Here is a 17,749-nt window from a genome sequence, read left to right as displayed (position 1 = left end):
AAAGAGGAACAACCCGAAAGTTGCGCCGAAGCCCGGCGATCAGTGGACGAAGCGCGCCACCACGTCGCGATAGGAGCGGCTGACCTTCACCTGCGATCCCGAATCGAGGATCAGGAAGCATTCGCCATTGGTGTGCGGCTTGACCTGCTTGACTTGGTCGAGATTGACGATGGTCGAGCGGTGGACGCGCTGGAAACGGCGCGGATCGAGGCGCTTCTCGAGGTCCTTCATCGTCTCGCGCAGCACCAATGTGTTGTCCGCGGTCTTGATGCACATGTAATCGCCGGCGGCCTCGACCACCTCGATCGTGTCGACATCGACGCGGAAGATCTGGCCGCGATCCTTGATGTTGATGAGCTTCTCGTAGCGGCTGGACGACACCTCGCCGCTGTCGGCGGCGAACTCCTCGGCGGTCTCCGGGGCGACCTCGGCGAGCACCTCCTTGAGCTTTTCGACCTCTTCGACGCCGCGCTTCTCGGTCAGCCGCTGGCGCACCCGTTCGAGCGTGTCGGCGAGCCGCGCCTCGTCGACCGGCTTCATGAGGTAATCCATCGCATTGGCCTCGAACGCGCGAATCGCATGGTCCGAATAGGCGGTGACGAACACGAACAGCGGCGGCTCCACCTCCATCAGACCCTGGACGACCGAGAAGCCGTCGAAGCCGGGCATCTGGATGTCGAGGAAGACGAGGTCGGGCTTGTGGGTCTTGATCGCGCGGATCGCCTCGCGGCCGTTCTGGCATTTGTCGATGATCTCGACGTCGTCATGCGCCTGGAGCCGCAGCTCGAGGCCCTGGATGGCCAAAGGTTCGTCATCGACCAGGATGGTGCGGATCGTCATGATTCCTCTTACTCTCACATCCGGCGCCGCGCCGATGCCCCCGGCGCGTTGCCAACACTATCCCCTGCCTTTCATTTTCCCAAACGAGCTCGTTACGGCGTGGTTCCGATCAAGCTGCTTCCTTGGCCTGCTCCTCGACCTGGAACGGAATTTCGATCTCCACGCGAAAGCCCCGTCCGGGCTCCGAGCGCGTGTCGAAACGATGATCCGGCCCGAAAGCCTGCGCCAGACGTTCCCTTATATTGGTAAGCCCGACCCCGGTTGAAAGGCTTGGCCGGTTCTTGCCCTCGATCAATCCCGGCCCGGTGTCCGATACGGTGATCTGCACCCGATCGCCGGTGAGCCGAGCGACGACGGCGATTTCGGCGCCCTCTTCCTGCGGCGTCACGGCATATTTGATCGCATTCTCGACCAAGGGCTGGAGCAGCAGCGAGGGCAGGCGCGCCTTCACCGTGCGCGGATCGATGTCGAATACCGGCTTCAGCCGCGCGTCGAAGCGCATCTTCTCGATCTCGAGATAAAGCTTCAGCGTCTCCACCTCCTGCGCCAGCGTGACGTGCGCGGTGGGTTCGTTGGCGAGCGTGTAGCGCAGGAAGTTGGAGAGCCGCGCGAGCATCGCGTTGGCGCGATCGGTCTGCTTGAGCAGCACCAGGGTCGAGATCGAGTTGAGCGTGTTGAACAGGAAATGCGGGTTGAGCTGGTAGCGCAGCATCGCGAGCTGCGCCGACGAGGCCTGGCTCTCCAGCGCTTGCATCTGGTCGATCTGGTCCTCGACGATCAGGTAGAAGTTGATCCCGAAATAGAGCGCCGACCAGCCGGCGATGACGATGAAGTTCAAGAACAGGCTGCCCAGCACCAGCGGGATCTCGATCCCCGGCTCGCCGCGCATCACCGAGACGGTGAAGGCGTTGAGCACGGCGTAGATCAGCGTCGCCGCGGCGAGCGTGGCGATCGTCGCGAGGATGCCGGTGATGCGCGGCAGGCGGCGGAAATAGCCGTAGAGCGCCGAGAGCAGCAGCGTCAGGCAATAGCCGACGATCGATTCGATCGTGACGCGGATGATGTCCTCGAAGCTGAAGGTGCGGTTGGAGAAGTTGGAGACCGCGCGCAGCATCAGATAGCCGCCCCAGCCCGCGCCCTGCAGCATCCAGAAGGCGCGGCTCTTCTGCTCGAAGAAAGGGCGGGAAAGGACTTCGGGGTTCTTCATGCTCCGTCGGCTGCTCTACATGGCGGGATGGGTCGTGGGAAGAATGTGGGAACGCGGACGCCGATGACATCGTTGCACACCCGTTCACATCCTGCCCGGCGCTTCCCACATGCCGCCCGATCCCCAAGCGAAGGAGACCCTGCCCATGACCACGCGCACCGCCACCGCCCGCTATTCCGGCTTCGGCAAGGAAGGGAAGGGCGCGATCACCACCCAGTCGGGCGTGCTGACCGACCAATATTACGCCTTCAACACCCGCTTCGAGGAAGAGCCGGGCACCAATCCCGAGGAGCTGATCGCCGCCGCCCATGCCGGTTGCTTCACCATGGCGCTGAGCTTCGCGCTGGCCCGCGCCGGCTATTCGGAAGGCACGCTCGAGACCAAGGCCGCGATCAAGCTCGAGCAGAAGGACGGCGGCTTCGCCATCACTCGCTCCGACCTGACGCTCACCGCCTCGGTCCCCGGCATCGATCCGGCCGAGTTCGAGAAGCTGGCGAAGGAGGCTGAGGCCACCTGCCCGGTCTCGAAGGTGCTCAATGCCGAGATCACGCTGACGCACACGCTGGTGTGAGGTCGCCATTCCTCCCCCACCGGGGAGGGGGACCGCCCGCGAAGCGGGTGGTGGAGGGGCCGCCGCGTAGACGGCGGTGCTTGCGGTAAGGCCTCCGCCGTCTGCGACGGCGGCCCCTCCGTCATCGCTTCGCGATGCCACCTCCCCGTGCCGGGGAGGAATTAGCGCTCGCTGAGATAATATCGGTCGGCCGGCGTCAGATCGTCGGCGAGCTCGTAGACGATCGGCTGGCCGGTCGGGATCTCGAGCCCGGTGATGTCGGCGTCCGAGATGCCCGAGAGATGCTTGACCAGCGCGCGCAGCGAGTTGCCGTGCGCCGCGATCAGCACGCGCTTGCCCGCCTTGAGTTCGGGCGCGATGCGCTCGTCCCAATAGGGCAGGACGCGCGCGATCGTGTCCTTGAGGCTCTCGGTCTGCGGGATCGGGATGCCCTTGTAGCGCACGTCCTGCGCGAGGTCCCAGGGCGAGCCTTCCTCGGGCAGCGGCGGCGGGATGTCGAAGCTGCGGCGCCACAGCTTGACCTGATCGTCGCCGTGCAGCGCGGCGGTCTCGGCCTTGTTGAGTCCGGTGAGGCCGCCATAGTGGCGCTCGTTGAGCTTCCACGACTTCTCGGTCGGCAGCCACAGGCGTCCCATCGCTTCCAGCGCAAGGTTCAATGTCTTGATCGCGCGGCTCTGGAAGCTGGTGAAGGTGAGGTCGAAGTCGAGGCCTTTCTCCTTCATCAGCTCGCCCGCCGCCCAAGCCTCGCTCACGCCCTGCTCGGTCAGGTCGACGTCCCACCAGCCGGTGAAGCGGTTCTCCAAATTCCAGGCGGACTGGCCGTGGCGGATCAGGACGAGCGTGGGCATGGGCTTCTCCTTGCGGGAATTTGCCCGCGTCCTTAGCGGATGCGTACGGCAGGGCAACGGAGGATGGCCATGGCGATCGAAAGGCAAGCCATCGTGTATGATGGGCCGGGCGGCCCGTTCGAGGGCGTGGCGGCATTTGATACCGGTTGGAGTTCGCCCAGGCCCGGCGTGATGATCGTCCCCAACGTGCTCGGCCAGAAGGAGCAGGACAATGTCGTCGCCGAACGGCTGGCGGCGCTCGGCTATGTGGGCTTCGTCGCCGACACTTATGGCCAGGGCAAGCGCACCACGCGCGAATCGCCCGACCCGGCGATGTACATGAACCAGCTCAACGCCGACCGCGCGCTGCTGCGCGACCGGCTGCACGCGAGCGTCGCGGCGATGCAGGCGCTGCCGCAAGTGGACGCGGCGCGGACCGCGGCGATCGGTTATTGCTTCGGGGGCAAGTCGGTGATCGATCTGGCGCGTGCGGGCGGGGTGCTCGGCGTGGTCGCGTTCCACGGCATCTTCGACCCGCCGGGCTATGATTATCCGAGGCCGATCGCGGCGAAATTGCTGATCTGCCACGGCTGGAACGATCCGCTCGTCCCGCCCGAAGCGGTGACCGCGCTCGCCGCCGAGCTGACCGAGGCGGGCGCGGACTGGCAGCTCCACGGCTACGGCCATGCCGGACACGGCTTCACCGATGCGAGCATGAAGGGATCGGCGCGACCGGGCTTCGGCTATGACGCGAACGCCGACCGGCGCAGCTGGCAGGCGATGCGGGATTTTCTGGCCGAGCTGTTCGCCTAGGCGGGCTTGGCCGGCTTCGGCGGGAGCAATTTCCGCAACAGCCGCCGCAACAGCACCAGCGCGGCGATCGTCGCGGCGAGGATCAGCACCGCGATCACCACCGCCGCGACCGGATTGGCGAGTGCGAGGAACAGCAGCCCGCCGGTGACGATGTCCTCGCCGGTCGAGACCACGGCGTTGCTCACCGGCTCGGGACTGGTGTTCACCACCGCGCGCGTGCTCGCCTTGGCGCCATGGGTGAGCAACGACGCGCCCCCGCCGAGCAGCAGCGCCGCGACCTGCCAGGCCGGATCGGACGGATCGACGATGGCGAGCGCGAGCAGCGCGCCGCCGAGCGGGCGGACGAGCGTGTGCACCGCGTCCCACGCCGAATCGAGCCACATCACCTTGTCGGCGAAGAACTCGGCGACCGCGCCGAACCCGGCGATGGCGATCACCCAGGGATTGGCGAGGACGTCGAGCATGTGCAGCTTGTCGGGCAGGTCGACCCAGCCGGTATACATGGCGAGCCCGACCGCGAAGACGCAGAGATAGAGCCGCCAGCCCGCGAGCAGGCTCACGCTGGCGGCGAGGCCGATGATCTCGACCGCGCTCATCAGCGCACGATCAGGAGGCCGGCTTGCGCGCTGCCGGCTTTCGGGCGGCGGGTTTCGCCGCGGGCTTGCGGCCGGCCGGCGCCTTGGGCTTGGCAGCCGCCGGCTTGGCGGCGGTCCTGGTCGCCGCGGGTTTGGCGGCAGCTGGCTTCGCTGCCGGTGCCTTGGCCGGCGCAGCCTTGGGCTTGGCGGCGGTGCGCGGCTTCGCCGCTGTCGCGGCCTTGGCCGCCGGCTTCTTCGCCGGAGCCTTCTTCGCCGCCGGTTTCCTGGCGGCGGGCTTGGCCGTAGCGGGCGCGGCCGCGGGCGCCGCGGCCGGGGCGGGCGCGGCCTCGAACAGCCGGCTCGACACGCGTTCGGCCGCCTTGGCCGCCAGCGCGGTGGCGAGCATCTTGGCGCTCTCGCCGATATCGCCCGTCTTGCCGGCGGGTTTGGCCTCGCTCGACTTGCTGGCCGCCTTGCCGACATTCACGGCGAGCGCCGCGAGTCCGGCGGAGACGATGTCGGCAATGAACGGGTGCCGGGCCATCTCGACGAACTTGTCGGCCTGCTTGCCGATTTCCTTGGCGAACTTCGCTGCCGGATCCTTCGCCTTCGCGTCCTTCGGCTTCGCTGCCTTGTTCTTCTTGTTCTTGGCCATCTGCCCACTCCTGCCGTGTTACGAAACTGTCACAGCAAGTGGGGCCCGCGTCAATCTTTGTCGATTCAGGCCCCGAACACGCGGTCGAAGATCGTGTCGACCTGGCGGAAGTGATAGTCGAGGTCGAACTTCTCCTCGATCTCGGCCGGCGAAAGCGCCGCGGTCACCTCGGGATCGGCCTTGAGCAGCTCGAGCAGCGACAGCTCGCCGTCGCTTTCCCACACCTTCATCGCGTTGCGCTGGACCAGGCGGTAGCTGTCCTCGCGGCTCACGCCGGCCTGGGTCAGCGCGAGCAGCACGCGCTGCGAATGGACGAGGCCGCCCATCCGGTCGAGATTCTTCTGCATCCGCGCCGGATAGACCAGCAGCTTGTCGACCACGCCGGTCAGGCGCGCGAGCGCGAAGTCGAGCGTGATCGTCGCGTCCGGGCCGATGTAACGCTCAACCGAGGAGTGCGAGATGTCGCGCTCGTGCCACAGCGCGACATTCTCCATCGCCGGGATCGTGGCGCTGCGCACCATGCGGGCGAGGCCGGTCAAGTTCTCGGTGAGCACCGGGTTGCGCTTGTGCGGCATCGCCGACGAGCCCTTCTGGCCCGGCGAGAAATATTCCTCGGCCTCGAGCACCTCGGTGCGCTGGAGGTGGCGGATCTCGACCGCCAGCCGCTCGATCGAGCTGGCGATCACGCCGAGCGTCGCGAAGAACATCGCATGGCGGTCGCGCGGGATCACCTGGGTCGAGACCGGCTCGACCGCGAGGCCGAGCTTCTCGGCGACATGCGCTTCGACGCGCGGGTCGATATTGGCGAAGGTACCGACCGCGCCCGAGATCGCGCAGGTCGCGATGTCGGCGCGGGCAGCCTGCAGCCGCGCCTTGTTGCGCGCGAACTCGGCGTACGCTTCCGCCATCTTGAGACCGAAGGTCACCGGCTCGGCATGGATGCCGTGGCTGCGGCCGATCGTCGGGGTGAGCTTGTGCTCGAACGCGCGGCGCTTGAGCACTTCGAGCAGCTGGTCGATGTCGTCGAGCAATATGTCCGCCGCGCGCGCGAGCTGCACCGCAAGGCAGGTGTCGAGCACGTCCGAGCTGGTCATGCCTTGGTGCATGAAGCGCGCCTCGTCGCCGACATTCTCGGCCACCCAGGTGAGGAAGGCGATCACGTCGTGCTTGGTCACCGCCTCGATCGCGTCGATCGCGGCGACGTCGATGGCGGGCTTGGTCGCCCACCAGTCCCACAGTGCCTTGGCGGCGCTCTTCGGCACCACGCCCAGCTCCGCCAGCGCCTCGGTCGCGTGCGCCTCGATCTCGAACCAGATGCCGAAGCGAGTCTCGGGCGACCAGATCGCGGTCATGGCGGGGCGGGAATAGCGGGGGACCATGGAATGCCTTTCGTGCTGCGCCGCGCCCCTAGCAAAGCAGGTTCGCCCCGGCAAACGGTGCTCCCGGGCAAATATTCGTATTCGCTTCGTCGTGAATCCGGCACGGGATCGAGACGAGATGATCCACGTGCCCGTTAAGTTGATGATTCGCGAAATTTAATGATGGAACGTGATAATTATACAACGGGTTGAATGGTTGCAGATCAATCGAGCTATCCTATCTGTGGTAACAAGCGAGCGGATAGAATAACTTAGGAGATACACTATGCTTAAATCCATTCTTCTTGCCAGTGCTGTGATGATTTCGGCGCCGGTACTTGCGCAGGAGGCCCCTGCACAGGAAACGGCACCGCCGGCGCAGGAAACCGCGCCGCCCGCGGAGGCACCGGCGGCGCCTGCTGAAACCACTGCGCCGGCCGACACCGCACAGCAGCCGCAGGAAGCGACTCCCGCGCAGCAGCCGGCGCAGACCGCCGATCAGCCCGCCCAGTCGGGCCAGCAGCCGGCCAATGCCACCCAGATCGCGCAGGTCGTCGATCAGGGCTTCCCGACCTATGACAAGGATGCCGACGGCAGCCTGAAGGCCGAGGAGTTCAACAGCTGGATGGTCGCGCTGCGTTCGGCCAGCGAGCCTGCCTTCCAGGGCCAGTCCGCCGCCGACAAGGAATGGCTGACGCGCGCGCTCGCCGCCGCGGACGCCGACAAGTCGGGTGGGGTGAGCAAGGACGAGCTCAAGGGCTTCCTCGCCCCCGCGGCTTCGTAAGAGCACTTCCGGGACGGGATTCCTCGCATCTCCTGTCCCACGGCCGCCGGACCCAAGTGGTTCGGCGGCCGTTTTCGTGTTTGAGAGGAGCCTCGGCATGATCCACCATGTTTCGGTCGGCAGCAGCGATCTCGAACGCTCGCGCATCTTCTATCAGGCGGTGATCCCGCTGCTCGGCTACCGGCTGGTCAGCGAGGACGAGCAATCGCTCGATTATGGGTCGGGCGTGTTCGCGTTCAGCGTGGAGCGGCCGCTCGACGGCGAGCCCGCAACGGGCGGCAACGGCACGCACATCGCGTTCGAGGCGCGCAATCGCGCGGCGGTCGATGCGTTCCACCGCGAAGGGCTGGCGCATGGCGGCCGCGATGCCGGCGCGCCGGGGCTCAGGCCCGAATATGACGCCAATTACTATGGCGCGTTCCTGTTCGACCCCGACGGCAACAAGGTCGAAGCGGTGACCTATTCGGCTACATGAGCCCCATCGAGCGCAGGCTCGAATGGCCCTCGGTGCCGATGATGAGATGATCGTGCACGGCGATGCCGAGCCGCTTGCCGGCCTCGACGATGTTGCGGGTGAGCTCGATATCGGCGCGGCTCGGAGCGGGATCGCCGCTTGGATGGTTGTGGACCAGGATGATCGCCGCCGAGCCCAGGTCGATCGCGCGGCGGATCACCTCGCGGACATAGACCGGCGCCTCGTCGACCGAACCCTCCTGCATCAGCTCGTCGCGGATCAGCATGTTGCGGCTGTTCATGTGGAGCACGCGCACGCGTTCGATCGCGTGATGCGCCATGTCGGCGCGCAGATAGTCGAGCAGCGCCTGCCAGTTGGCCAGCACCGGCCGCGCCGCCACCTCGCCGCGCAGCAGGCGGAGCGCGGCGGCGTGTGCGATCTTGAGCGCGGCGACCGAGGTCTCGCCCATCCCCGGCACGCGCGCGATCGCCTCGGCATCCGCGGTGAGCAGCCCGGCGATCCCGCCGAACTCGTGCAGCAGCGCCTTGGCCAGCGGCTTGGTGTCGCGGCGCGGAATGGCGAGCGCGAGCAGATATTCGACCAGCTCGTGGTCGAGCAGCCCCTCGCCGTCGGTCAGCAGGCGCTGCCGCAACCGCGCGCGATGGCCGGTGCCGTCGGTGATTCCCTCGCTGTCGGCTGCCCCCATGGGCCGAGCCTATCCGCGTGGCGGCCGGCAGGGAAGGGCGCGTCTCAGCCGCTTTCCTCCCAGCCGAAATCATAGAAGACGCGCAGGTGATTGCCGTCGTCGTCTCGCGCGAAGAATTCGTAGAGCTTGTAAGGCTGTGCGGTCGGTGGCCACGGGATCGCAACACCCGCCTCCTGCCATTGCGCATGGAGCGCGTCGACCTCGTCGCGGTTGGCGAGATTGATCCACAACAGGATCGGCGCGTCGTTGCCGAGGGTCGCGCGATAGCCGGCATCGGCGAGGAACAGCCGCGCATCGCCGCGCGACACACCGGCGAGGCCGAGCTCCAGGTCCGACCAGTCCTCGGTGAAGCCGAGCCGGTCGCGATAATAGGCGAGTCCGGATGCGAGGTCGGCGACCGGGACTTCGGGGCAGGCCTGCGGGAACTGCATGTGGCGGCACTCCAGGGCGAGGCTCGGGATCATGCCGCGAACGCGCCCGGCAGCCAAGCGCCGCATGACGCGGATGTTGCACCGCGGTTGACTCGGCGCACCCCCCTTTCTAAAGCGCGCGTGCCTTGGCGGGCTCGCCGCTCGGCACATGCGTTTGGCCCGGTGTCCTGAGGCGCTGAGGAGAGACGAAATGGCCGAGAACGAGCCCGGACTGGACCCCCTCAAGGAGGATGCGCGCATCACCTCGCTCAACGAGCGGCTGGCGCAGGCGCAAACCGACGAGGCGATCCGCAAGGGCGAGGGGCAAGACAAGGGCGAAGCAAGCTATCGCCTGGGAAACCGAGTCCTGAGCCTGCTGATCGGCGGTCTGGTGGGAGGAGCGTTGATCGGGTGGCTGCTCGATCGGCTGCTCGGCACCTCTCCCTGGCTCCTGCTGGTGATGCTGTTCCTCGGAATCGCATCCGCCTTCAGGAACATCATCAAGATTTCGAACCAGCGCTCGAAGTGACTTTCGGGCGCTTCGGTTAATGTAGGACGCAGGCGTGGCTGACGAATCTGGCAAGATCGACCCGATGCACCAGTTCGAGGTGCAGACGATCTGGGACGGCTTCAATATCGCGGGACATCAGATCGCCTTCACCAATTCGGCGATGTGGATGCTCGTCACCGTCGTCGTGCTGTGGGTGTTCATGGCCGGCGGCATGAAGCAGGCCGTGGTTCCGGGCCGCTGGCAGATGCTGGTCGAGAATTTCACCGGCTTCATCGCCAAGCTGGTCGACGAGAATATCGGCAAGGGCGGACGCAAATACCTGCCCTACATCTTCTCGCTGTTCATGTTCATCCTGTTCGCCAACCTGCTCGGGCTGCTGCCGCTGGGCATCTTCGGCGTCCACCCCTTCACCTTCACCAGCCACTTCACGATCACCGGCGTGCTGGCGATCATGTCGTTCTCGATCGTGCTGATCGTCGGCTTCTGGAAGCACGGCCTGAAGTTCTTCAGCCTGTTCGTGCCGCACGGCACGCCGCCGCTGATGATCCCGCTGATCTTCCTGATCGAGCTGATCTCGTTCCTGTTCCGCCCCTTCTCGCTGGGCCTGCGACTGTTCGTCGCGATGACCGCGGGGCATATCCTGCTCAAGGTGCTGGCGGGCTTCGTGATCAATTCCGGCGCCGCGAGCCCGTTGTGGGGCGGCGTGGTCGGCATCCCCAGCTTCGCGCTGATGGTCGGCATCTCGGCGCTCGAAGTGCTGGTCGCCGGCATCCAGGCCTATGTCTTTGCGCTGCTCACGTCGCTGTACATCCACGACGCCGAGCATCTGCACTGAGTTCACTTGTACCAACCAACGAATCTGAAGCAGGAGTTTTGAAATGGAACCGACCGTCATGATCAGCCCGGAAGCGGCGAAGCTCATCGGCGCCGGCCTGGCCGCCATCGGCGCGGGCATGGCCGCGATCGGCGTGGGCACCGTCTTCGGCCAGTTCCTCGAGGGCGCGCTGCGCAATCCGGGTGCGGCCGATGGCCAGCAGGGCCGTCTGTTCATCGGCTTCGCGGCCGCCGAGCTTCTCGGCCTGCTCGCGTTCGTCGTGGCGATGATCCTGATCTTCGTCGCGTAACTTGTTCTCGCGTTCGGGCCGGGGCATTGCCTCGGCCCGCAACCGGACAGGATTGAAATGCCTCAAATCTCGCAACTCGCGGCGACCTGGGCGTCACAGCTGTTCTGGCTGCTGCTGACCTTCGGCATCGTCTATTTCTTCATCGGCCGGGGCATGGCGCCCAAGGTCCAGGCGACCGTGGATCAGCGCGACCAGACCGTCGCCGCCGATCTCAGGGCTGCCGAGGCCGCGCGCGCCGCTGCCGACGCCGCCGAGGAAACCTGGCGCGGGCATGAGAATGCGGCGCGCGAGGCGGCGCAGAAGAAGCTCGCCGAGGCGCGCGGCAAGGCCGCCGCGGCGACCGAGAAGCAGCTCGCCAAGGCGGGCGGCGAGATCGACGCCAAGGTCGCCGAGGCGGAGGCGCGCATCGCCGCCGCCTCGCAGGCCGCGCAAAGCGAGATCGAGGCGGTCGCCGCCGAAGCCGCGCAGGACATCGTCGCCAAGGTTTCCGGCGCGAAGGTGTCGGCGGCCGAGGCGAAGACGGCTGTGAAGGCAGCGATCAATGGCTGAGGATCCCGTGGCGCACAATCTGAGCCAGGCCGAGCATGGCAAGGGTATGACCCTGCCCCCCGAGAGCGGTGCCAAGGCCCTGACCACCGAGGAAGGCGCGCATCATCCCGAGCCGGCGAGCTTCGGCATCGTCGACGCCACCGTCTGGGTGTCGATCGCGATGGCGGCGTTCATCGCCATCCTGCTGTGGAAGAAGGTTCCGGGTCTTATCACCCGCGGCCTCGACAGCCAGATCGCGGCGATCAAGGCGCGGCTCGACGAAGCCAAGGCGCTGCGCGACGAGGCCGAGGCGCTGCGCGACGAATATGCGCGCAAGATCGCCAGCGTCGAGGTGCAGGCGGCCGAGATGGTCGCGCATGCCGATGAAGAGGCGAAGGCGCTGGTCGCCAAGGCCAAGAAGGACGCCGACGAGCTGGTCAAGCGCCGCGGCAAGATGGCCGAGGACAAGATCGCTGCGGCCGAGCGCGCCGCGCTCGACGCGGTCCGCGCCCGTGCCGCCGATGCGGCGGCCAAGGCGGCGGCGTCGATCATCGCGCAGAAGCATGATGCCGGCGCCGACAAGGCGCTGGTCGACGATACCATCGCAGGGCTCTCGCGGCTCAACTAGGCTTTCCACCGCGGTAACGAAACAAACGGGCGCGGCATCTTGCCGCGCCCTTTTTTTCGCGTATTCCCAAGCGCATGGGGGACGCTCGTCGCGACCGCGGACTGATCGCGCTGATCATCGGCTTCGCCATCGTGGCGACGGCGGTTGTCGGCGTGCTGCTGATGTTCCGCGCCAACCAGCGCGCTCAGCGCCAGGTGGTCCACACGCTCACCGTGCAGGAGACGCTGAGCCGGACCCTGTCGCATCTCCAGGATGCCGAGACCGGCACCCGCGGCTACTACATCACGCGCGACCTCGAATATCTTCAACCCTATCTCGACGGGCGCCGCGGCCTCGACGGCGACCTGCGGCTGCTCGCCCGGCAGCTGCTGGACAATCCGGACCAGATGGCCCGCGTCGCGGCCTTGGGAAGCTGCGTCCAGGAGCGGCTCCGGACGCTGGAGATCGGGGTCGCCGACGCGCGGCAGAATCAGTTCGAGCGCTCGCGGCAGCTGGTGCGGTCGGGCACCGGCAAGCGGCAGATGGATCGCTGCCGCGCGCTGGTCCGTGAGATGAAGGGCGAGGAGCAGCGGCTGCTCGCGGTGCGCGACGCTGATCTGCGGCGCTGGTCCAACCGGCTGACGGCCTGGCTGGTGTTCAGCGCGATCGCGGTCTTCGCGCTGGCTTGGTACGCCACGCGCGATGCGCGCCGGCGGGCCAGAGCCGCGCTCGCTGCCGGCGACGCGCTGCTCGCCGCCAACCGCCAGCTGACCGAGGAGATCGAGAACCGTGCAGCCGCGGAGGCGCAGGTGCGGCAGATGCAGAAGATGGAATCGATCGGCCAGCTCACCGGCGGGATCGCGCACGACTTCAACAACATGCTCGCGATCATCATCGGCAGCCTCGACATGGCCAAGCGCCGCTTCGAAAATGATCGCGCCAAGGCGCTCGCCTGCATCGACAACGCCATGGAAGGCGCCGAGCGCGCCGCGCAGCTCACCGCGCGTCTGCTCGCCTTCTCGCGCCAGCAGCCGCTCGCCCCCAGAGCGCTCGACGCGAACAAGCTGGTCGGCGGCATGTCCGAGCTGCTGCGGCGGACGATCGGGGAGAATATTCGGATCGAGACCGTGCTCGCGGGCGGGCTGTGGCCGGCCTTCATCGACGGTGCGCAGCTCGAGAATGCGGTGCTCAACCTGTGCGTCAACGGCCGCGACGCGATGCCCGATGGCGGCCGGCTGACGATCGAGACCGCCAACACCCATCTCGACGATGCCTATGCCGCCACGCATGACGAGGTGACGCCGGGGCAATATGTCATGGTCTCGGTCACCGATACCGGCACCGGCATGCCGCCGCACGTGATCGAGCGCGCGTTCGATCCCTTCTACACGACCAAGGGCGTGGGGAAGGGCACCGGCCTCGGCCTCAGCCAGGTGTTCGGGTTCGTCAAGCAGTCGGGCGGGCATGTGAAGATCTATTCCGAGCCCGATGTCGGCACCACGGTGAAGCTCTACGTCCCGCGCCATTTCGGCGAGGCGGAGGCGACGGGAGCCGCCGCCGTGCCGGCCGACCTGCCCCGCGCCAGGGAGGACGAGATCGTCCTGGTGGTCGAGGACGAAGAGAATGTGCGGCACATGTCGGTCGATGCGCTGCGCGAGCTCGGCTATGTCGTGGTTCAGGCGAGCGACGCCAACCAGGCGCTGACCGTGCTCGAGATCCAGCCGCGCATCGACCTGTTGTTTACCGACATCGTCATGCCCGACATGAACGGGCGCATCCTCTCCGATCTCGCGCGCGGGAAGCGGCCGGACCTCAAGGTGCTCTACACCACCGGCTACACGCGCAACGCGATCGTCCACAACGGCATGCTCGACCATGACGTCGCCTTCCTCGCCAAGCCGTTCACGCTGCAGCAGCTGGCGCTGAAGGTGCGCGAGGTGCTCGACGCCTGACACCTGCCGTTGAACTGAGGTTCAGCGTTGCGGCGGACGAAGTTTCAGATGCCGTAATTCGAGCAAAATTCGGCCCGCTCCCGAAACGATCCAGGTGACGGCCGATATGCAGCGGCCGTGTTTGCTCGAGGAGCAGTTGCGTACCCGCACCGGCGTCCCCTCGCCGGTCCCCAAACCATGAGGAACAATGTCATGCGATTCTTCGCCAAAACCCTGATTCTGCCCGCGGTTCTCGCCGCGGCCCCTGCCATTGCGCAGGACGCTGAGCCCTTCACCGGTCCCAGCGTCGTGGCGGTCGCCGGCGTCGACCATGCCAGCGGCGCCGGCGTCGACGACACCGGCTTCCTGTACGGCGGCGCGGTCACCTATGACCTGGGCGCGGGCCAGGTGCGCTACGGCGTCGAGGCCGAGATTACCGGCTCCACCAAGGGCGGCTGTGAAAGCGGCCTCGTCGTGACGGGCGATCGCAGCTGCTACAATACCGGGCGCGATTTCTATGCCGGCGGCCGCCTCGGCGTGGTGGTGGGGCAGAATGTGCTGCTCTACGGCAAGGCCGGCTACACCAATGCCCGTCTCAGCGGCACCTACAACGACCCGGCTACGGCCGCGACGCCCGATGTCCGTTTCGGCGACAATAATGACGGTTACCGCCTGGGCGCGGGTGCCGAGTTCAACGCCGGCAAGTTCCTGATCCGCACCGAATATCGCTTCTCCGACTATTCGGACGTCGCCGGCGCCCGCCATCAGGGCGTGGTCGGTCTCGGCTACCGCTTCTGATCGCCTCGCCCGCGCGGTTCACGCCGCGCGGGCGATTTTTTCAGGTCATGTGTCGAAACGGGCGATCCTCGCTCGTCGTCCTGTCGAGAGCGCAATTGGCTGCGCTCGATCAGGAGATGACACATGTTCAATCGCATTCGTTCGCACCTGCTGGTCGCCGCCGCTGCGCTGATCACGCCCCTTGCCGCCCAGGCCCAGACCGCGCCGGCGGCCGCGGCGCAGCCCGCGCCGGTCCGCTCCGGCACGGTCGAGATCGCGGGAATCGCCTATTATTACGAGGTTCGCGGCGAGGGCGAGCCGCTGCTCCTCCTGCATGGCGGGCTCGGTTCCGGCGCGATGTTCGATCCGGTCCTGCCCAGGCTCGGCGCCGGGCGGCAGGTGATCCTGGTCGATCTCCAGGGCCATGGCCGCACCACGCTGGGCGATCGCCCGATCGATCTCGCGGCGATGGGCCGCGACATGGACGTGCTGCTCGGCAAGCTCGGTTACAAGCAGGTCGATGTGATGGGCTATTCGATGGGCGGGGGCGTCGCCTTCCAGCTCGCGGTCCAGGCGCCCGCGCGCGTGCGGCGGCTGGCGCTGCTGTCGATGACGCATGCCACCTCGGGCATCCAGCCGGAAATGATCCCGATGCAGCGGCAGCTCAGCGGCAAGATGGCGCCGATGATGAAGGACACCCCGATGTACACGGGCTATATGGCGCTGGCGCCCAAGCCCGAGGATTTCCCGCGGCTGCTCGATCGCATGGGCGATCTGATGCGCCGCGACTTCGACTGGTCGGCGCAGGTCAAGCAGCTCAGCATGCCGGTCATGCTGGTGGTCGGCGACGCCGATATGTGGCGGCCCGAAGCGACGGTCGAGTTCTTCAAGCTGCTCGGCGGCGGTCAGCGCGACGGCGGGTGGCAGCGCGAGCACATGACCCGGCACCGCCTCGCGATCCTGCCCGGCCGCACGCACTACGACATCTTCCTCGCGCCCGAGCTGACGGCGACGGTGCGGCCGTTCCTCGACGGCAAGGAAAGCCGCGCCGACTGGCAGTGACGCAGGCCGAGGGCGGATGGTTCAATCCTCCCCCGCCAGGGGGAGGTGGCGCCGCAGGCGACGGAGGGGGAGGACTCCCAACGATCGTTCTGGCATCCGCCCCCTCCGTCAGCCCTCGTCTTCGCGAGGGCTGCCACCTCCCCCTGGCGGGGGAGGATTTGGAAGCTCCGATCGGCTCTACGGCGCCTGCTGCATCAGCCTGTCGACCAGCGGCATCAGCGGCTTGGTGCCCTGCTTCGTCGTCACCGCGCCCAGCGCAATGCCGCTCGCGGGGGCATAGGCGGCATAGGTGCCCCAGAAGCCGCTGTGCCAGTAGCGCTCGCCCTTGGGCGTGTGCTGGACGAAGATGCCGAGGCGGTAGGTATCCGCATTCTTGTGCGGCCCCTTCCACAGCATTTCCTTGATCGTGCCGGGCTTGTCGAACACGCGGCCCTCGAACAGCGCCTTGAAGAAGGTGGCGAGGTCGCGCGCCGACATGAGCTGCCCGCCGCCGCCGAACAGGTCCATCGAGGGATCGACCGCGGTCACGTCCCTGTCGCCGATGAACTGGTGCGCGCGGCCCTCGGCGCCCCTGGGCGGCGCCTCGTAAATCTCCCACCAGGTTGCGCTGAGCCCGAGCGTGTCGAGCTTGAGCAGCGCGCGGACCGAGGTGGCGAGCGTCTTGCCGGTGATCCGCTCGACGATGTCGCCGAGCAGGATGTAGCCGGTGTCCGAATAGCGGAACTCGGTGCCCGGCTTGCTCTGCGGATCGGCATAGTCGGTGGCGAGCTTCACCAGCGCCTCGCGCGTCCACAGCTTGCCGGGGTTGGTCATCAGCGATTCGACGAAGCGCTTGTCGCCGCCATGATCGTACAGCCCGCCGCTGTGGCTGAGCAGGTGGCGGACGGTGATCGCCTTGGTATCATAGCCGTCGGCGCGCAAGATGCGATTCAGCCGCGGGTTGATCAGCCCGCCGATCGGCGCGTCGAGGTCGATCCGGCCCTGCTCCCATAGCCGCAGCACCGCGGCGGCGGTGAAGGTCTTGGTGTTGCTCGCGATGCGCACCGGCGTGTCGACGGTGAGCTCGCGGCCGGTCGCCGGATCGGCCAGGCCCTCGGCATAGCCCTGGCCGGGCCCGTCGCCGATCACGAACACCGCCGCCGGTTTGCCGATCGCCGCCAGCTCGGCCTCGACCGCCGCGTTGCCCCATGCCTGCGGGGCCGCGGCGAGTGCGACGGCGAGAATCGCGGCACGGATCATGTGCGCGGCCGCACGAACTTGAACACGAACTGGTCGGTCTTGCCGCGGATCGAGGCGTCGAACACGTTCGCGGTGTGCGGATCGGTGGTGTTGCGCAGCACATCGAGCTTGCCGGCGAAGCGGAAGCCGGCCTTTTCGAGCTCGCGCCGCGCGACATTGGGGTCGATGCGGTGGAGCGCGGTCGGCGCCTTGTTCTCGGGATCGGCGTTGGCGACATGGTCGACCACCAGCAGCACCCCGCCGGGCTTCAGCGAATTGTATAGCTTGCGCGTCACCGCTTCGCCGGTGCCCTTGGGGAAGGGCGCAAGGAACAGGTCGTGATAATTCTGCACGGTGATGATCGCGTCGAGCGGCTCGGGGAAGACCAGCGCGCCGAAGCTGTCGCTCAGCGCCACGGTGTTGGCGAGCCCGGCGACCGCGGTCTTCTGCTCCTCGCCATAGGCTGCGCGGAACTTGATGAACTCGGCGGGCTGATAGGCATAGACCTTGCCCTTCGCCCCGACGAGCGGCGACAGGATGCGGGTCCAATACCCGCCACCCATCACGAAGTCCGCGACCTTCTGCCCCGGCTTGATCCCGGCAAAGGCCAGGATCTCGGCGGGCTTGCGCGCGGCGTCGCGCGCGCGCTGTTCGGCCGGGCGCGAGGTGTCGGCGAGCGCGGCGGTGATCGCCGGCGTCACCTTCTGCGCGGCGAGCGGCGCGGCGGCGGCGAGCAGCAGCGCGGCGGCAATGGCGTATCTCATGCGAACCTCCCCTATAAGGTCAGCGCC

22 protein-coding genes are annotated in these 17,749 nt (G+C 67.1%); 12 read left to right on the top strand and 10 right to left on the bottom strand.

Annotation, left to right across the window (positions count from 1 at the left end; all coding sequences use genetic code 11):
- Window positions 1–39: 39 nt before the first annotated feature.
- Window positions 40–840 carry a LytR/AlgR family response regulator transcription factor gene (locus tag OK349_RS08990; protein ID WP_265117478.1) on the bottom strand — a complete coding sequence of 267 codons (801 nt, stop codon included), beginning with the start codon at window positions 838–840 and terminating at the stop codon, window positions 40–42.
- 109 nt (window positions 841–949) lie between these two features.
- Window positions 950–2,047, bottom strand: a complete 1,098-nt coding sequence (locus tag OK349_RS08985) for a sensor histidine kinase (protein ID WP_265117477.1) — start codon at window positions 2,045–2,047, stop codon at window positions 950–952.
- Window positions 2,048–2,192: 145 nt separating this feature from the next.
- Between OK349_RS08985 and OK349_RS08980 the strand changes: the two genes are divergently transcribed.
- Window positions 2,193–2,618 (top strand): OsmC family protein, encoded by a 426-nt coding sequence (locus OK349_RS08980; protein WP_265117476.1) that lies wholly within the window; start codon window positions 2,193–2,195, stop codon window positions 2,616–2,618.
- A 161-nt stretch (window positions 2,619–2,779) separates the two neighbouring features.
- Here the strand turns inward: OK349_RS08980 and gpmA are convergent, their stop codons facing one another.
- Window positions 2,780–3,466 carry a 2,3-diphosphoglycerate-dependent phosphoglycerate mutase gene (gene gpmA / locus OK349_RS08975; protein WP_265117475.1) on the bottom strand — a complete coding sequence of 229 codons (687 nt, stop codon included), beginning with the start codon at window positions 3,464–3,466 and terminating at the stop codon, window positions 2,780–2,782.
- Window positions 3,467–3,535: 69 nt separating this feature from the next.
- Between gpmA and OK349_RS08970 the strand changes: the two genes are divergently transcribed.
- Window positions 3,536–4,258, top strand: coding sequence for a dienelactone hydrolase family protein (locus OK349_RS08970; protein ID WP_265117474.1), 723 nt, complete (start codon window positions 3,536–3,538; stop codon window positions 4,256–4,258).
- Here OK349_RS08970 and OK349_RS08965 read toward each other — a convergent pair.
- The 3 genes from OK349_RS08965 to purB form a co-directional block, all read right to left on the bottom strand.
- Window positions 4,255–4,854 (bottom strand): DUF4126 domain-containing protein, encoded by a 600-nt coding sequence (locus tag OK349_RS08965; RefSeq protein WP_265117473.1) that lies wholly within the window; start codon window positions 4,852–4,854, stop codon window positions 4,255–4,257. The genes OK349_RS08970 and OK349_RS08965 overlap by 4 nt on opposite strands.
- A gap of 10 nt (window positions 4,855–4,864) precedes the next feature.
- A complete protein-coding gene (locus OK349_RS08960) occupies window positions 4,865–5,488 on the bottom strand; it encodes a hypothetical protein (RefSeq protein ID WP_265117472.1) in 624 nt (207 codons plus the stop codon).
- Between the two features lie 65 nt (window positions 5,489–5,553).
- Complete coding sequence (gene purB / locus OK349_RS08955; RefSeq protein WP_265117471.1) at window positions 5,554–6,867, bottom strand: adenylosuccinate lyase; 1,314 nt, start codon at window positions 6,865–6,867, stop codon at window positions 5,554–5,556.
- Between the two features lie 265 nt (window positions 6,868–7,132).
- Between purB and OK349_RS08950 the strand changes: the two genes are divergently transcribed.
- Window positions 7,133–7,630 (top strand): CREC-EF hand family protein, encoded by a 498-nt coding sequence (locus OK349_RS08950; RefSeq protein ID WP_265117470.1) that lies wholly within the window; start codon window positions 7,133–7,135, stop codon window positions 7,628–7,630.
- 97 nt (window positions 7,631–7,727) lie between these two features.
- Entirely contained in the window at window positions 7,728–8,105 is a 378-nt protein-coding gene (locus OK349_RS08945) for a VOC family protein (protein ID WP_265117469.1), read from the top strand.
- On the opposite strand, the gene radC is transcribed toward OK349_RS08945, so the two are convergent.
- The gene (gene radC, locus OK349_RS08940; protein ID WP_265117468.1) at window positions 8,098–8,790 is read right to left on the bottom strand and encodes a RadC family protein; all 693 of its coding nucleotides are present in this window, start codon (window positions 8,788–8,790) and stop codon (window positions 8,098–8,100) included. The two genes, OK349_RS08945 and radC, sit on opposite strands and share 8 nt — an antisense overlap.
- A gap of 44 nt (window positions 8,791–8,834) precedes the next feature.
- The gene (locus OK349_RS08935; RefSeq protein WP_265117467.1) at window positions 8,835–9,287 is read right to left on the bottom strand and encodes a VOC family protein; all 453 of its coding nucleotides are present in this window, start codon (window positions 9,285–9,287) and stop codon (window positions 8,835–8,837) included.
- Window positions 9,288–9,411: 124 nt separating this feature from the next.
- Between OK349_RS08935 and OK349_RS08930 the strand changes: the two genes are divergently transcribed.
- From OK349_RS08930 to OK349_RS08895, 8 genes are all read left to right on the top strand, one after another.
- The gene (locus OK349_RS08930; protein WP_265117466.1) at window positions 9,412–9,729 is read left to right on the top strand and encodes an AtpZ/AtpI family protein; all 318 of its coding nucleotides are present in this window, start codon (window positions 9,412–9,414) and stop codon (window positions 9,727–9,729) included.
- Window positions 9,730–9,763: 34 nt separating this feature from the next.
- Window positions 9,764–10,546, top strand: a complete 783-nt coding sequence (locus tag OK349_RS08925; RefSeq protein ID WP_265117465.1) for a F0F1 ATP synthase subunit A — start codon at window positions 9,764–9,766, stop codon at window positions 10,544–10,546.
- Between the two features lie 61 nt (window positions 10,547–10,607).
- Complete coding sequence (locus tag OK349_RS08920; protein ID WP_265118568.1) at window positions 10,608–10,835, top strand: F0F1 ATP synthase subunit C; 228 nt, start codon at window positions 10,608–10,610, stop codon at window positions 10,833–10,835.
- A gap of 57 nt (window positions 10,836–10,892) precedes the next feature.
- A complete protein-coding gene (locus tag OK349_RS08915; RefSeq protein WP_265117464.1) occupies window positions 10,893–11,384 on the top strand; it encodes a F0F1 ATP synthase subunit B family protein in 492 nt (163 codons plus the stop codon).
- Complete coding sequence (locus OK349_RS08910; protein WP_265117463.1) at window positions 11,377–11,991, top strand: F0F1 ATP synthase subunit B family protein; 615 nt, start codon at window positions 11,377–11,379, stop codon at window positions 11,989–11,991. Before OK349_RS08915 ends, OK349_RS08910 begins: the two co-directional genes overlap by 8 nt.
- 74 nt (window positions 11,992–12,065) lie before the next feature.
- Window positions 12,066–13,922, top strand: coding sequence for a CHASE3 domain-containing protein (locus OK349_RS08905; protein ID WP_265117462.1), 1,857 nt, complete (start codon window positions 12,066–12,068; stop codon window positions 13,920–13,922).
- 192 nt (window positions 13,923–14,114) lie between these two features.
- Window positions 14,115–14,699, top strand: a complete 585-nt coding sequence (locus tag OK349_RS08900; protein ID WP_265117461.1) for an outer membrane protein — start codon at window positions 14,115–14,117, stop codon at window positions 14,697–14,699.
- A 123-nt stretch (window positions 14,700–14,822) separates the two neighbouring features.
- The gene (locus OK349_RS08895; RefSeq protein ID WP_265117460.1) at window positions 14,823–15,740 is read left to right on the top strand and encodes an alpha/beta fold hydrolase; all 918 of its coding nucleotides are present in this window, start codon (window positions 14,823–14,825) and stop codon (window positions 15,738–15,740) included.
- Between the two features lie 177 nt (window positions 15,741–15,917).
- Here the strand turns inward: OK349_RS08895 and OK349_RS08890 are convergent, their stop codons facing one another.
- Window positions 15,918–16,979: a serine hydrolase domain-containing protein gene (locus tag OK349_RS08890; RefSeq protein WP_265117459.1), complete on the bottom strand. Its 1,062-nt coding sequence runs from the start codon at window positions 16,977–16,979 to the stop codon at window positions 15,918–15,920.
- Window positions 16,976–17,722, bottom strand: a complete 747-nt coding sequence (locus OK349_RS08885; protein WP_265117458.1) for a class I SAM-dependent methyltransferase — start codon at window positions 17,720–17,722, stop codon at window positions 16,976–16,978. The genes OK349_RS08890 and OK349_RS08885 overlap by 4 nt, the downstream gene beginning before the upstream one ends.
- Window positions 17,723–17,749: the final 27 nt, after the last annotated feature.

This window comes from Sphingomonas sp. BT-65 (genome assembly GCF_026107375.2).
GTDB lineage: Bacteria > Pseudomonadota > Alphaproteobacteria > Sphingomonadales > Sphingomonadaceae > Sphingomonas.
Note: the sequence above shows the minus strand (reverse complement) of the source record. Positions and strands in the feature narration are given on the sequence as shown.

What these genes read in the sequence shown, in the direction of transcription:
- OK349_RS08990 (WP_265117478.1), bottom strand. Translation starts at nt 840, where the DNA reads ATGACGATCCGCACCATCCTGGTCGATGACGAACCTTTGGCCATCCAG.
- OK349_RS08985 (WP_265117477.1), bottom strand. Translation starts at nt 2,047, where the DNA reads ATGAAGAACCCCGAAGTCCTTTCCCGCCCTTTCTTCGAGCAGAAGAGC.
- OK349_RS08980 (WP_265117476.1), top strand. Translation starts at nt 2,193, where the DNA reads ATGACCACGCGCACCGCCACCGCCCGCTATTCCGGCTTCGGCAAGGAA.
- gpmA (WP_265117475.1), bottom strand. Translation starts at nt 3,466, where the DNA reads ATGCCCACGCTCGTCCTGATCCGCCACGGCCAGTCCGCCTGGAATTTG.
- OK349_RS08970 (WP_265117474.1), top strand. Translation starts at nt 3,536, where the DNA reads ATGGCGATCGAAAGGCAAGCCATCGTGTATGATGGGCCGGGCGGCCCG.
- OK349_RS08965 (WP_265117473.1), bottom strand. Translation starts at nt 4,854, where the DNA reads ATGAGCGCGGTCGAGATCATCGGCCTCGCCGCCAGCGTGAGCCTGCTC.
- OK349_RS08960 (WP_265117472.1), bottom strand. Translation starts at nt 5,488, where the DNA reads ATGGCCAAGAACAAGAAGAACAAGGCAGCGAAGCCGAAGGACGCGAAG.
- purB (WP_265117471.1), bottom strand. Translation starts at nt 6,867, where the DNA reads ATGGTCCCCCGCTATTCCCGCCCCGCCATGACCGCGATCTGGTCGCCC.
- OK349_RS08950 (WP_265117470.1), top strand. Translation starts at nt 7,133, where the DNA reads ATGCTTAAATCCATTCTTCTTGCCAGTGCTGTGATGATTTCGGCGCCG.
- OK349_RS08945 (WP_265117469.1), top strand. Translation starts at nt 7,728, where the DNA reads ATGATCCACCATGTTTCGGTCGGCAGCAGCGATCTCGAACGCTCGCGC.
- radC (WP_265117468.1), bottom strand. Translation starts at nt 8,790, where the DNA reads ATGGGGGCAGCCGACAGCGAGGGAATCACCGACGGCACCGGCCATCGC.
- OK349_RS08935 (WP_265117467.1), bottom strand. Translation starts at nt 9,287, where the DNA reads ATGCGGCGCTTGGCTGCCGGGCGCGTTCGCGGCATGATCCCGAGCCTC.
- OK349_RS08930 (WP_265117466.1), top strand. Translation starts at nt 9,412, where the DNA reads ATGGCCGAGAACGAGCCCGGACTGGACCCCCTCAAGGAGGATGCGCGC.
- OK349_RS08915 (WP_265117464.1), top strand. Translation starts at nt 10,893, where the DNA reads ATGCCTCAAATCTCGCAACTCGCGGCGACCTGGGCGTCACAGCTGTTC.
- OK349_RS08910 (WP_265117463.1), top strand. Translation starts at nt 11,377, where the DNA reads ATGGCTGAGGATCCCGTGGCGCACAATCTGAGCCAGGCCGAGCATGGC.
- OK349_RS08905 (WP_265117462.1), top strand. Translation starts at nt 12,066, where the DNA reads ATGGGGGACGCTCGTCGCGACCGCGGACTGATCGCGCTGATCATCGGC.
- OK349_RS08900 (WP_265117461.1), top strand. Translation starts at nt 14,115, where the DNA reads ATGCGATTCTTCGCCAAAACCCTGATTCTGCCCGCGGTTCTCGCCGCG.
- OK349_RS08895 (WP_265117460.1), top strand. Translation starts at nt 14,823, where the DNA reads ATGTTCAATCGCATTCGTTCGCACCTGCTGGTCGCCGCCGCTGCGCTG.
- OK349_RS08890 (WP_265117459.1), bottom strand. Translation starts at nt 16,979, where the DNA reads ATGATCCGTGCCGCGATTCTCGCCGTCGCACTCGCCGCGGCCCCGCAG.
- OK349_RS08885 (WP_265117458.1), bottom strand. Translation starts at nt 17,722, where the DNA reads ATGAGATACGCCATTGCCGCCGCGCTGCTGCTCGCCGCCGCCGCGCCG.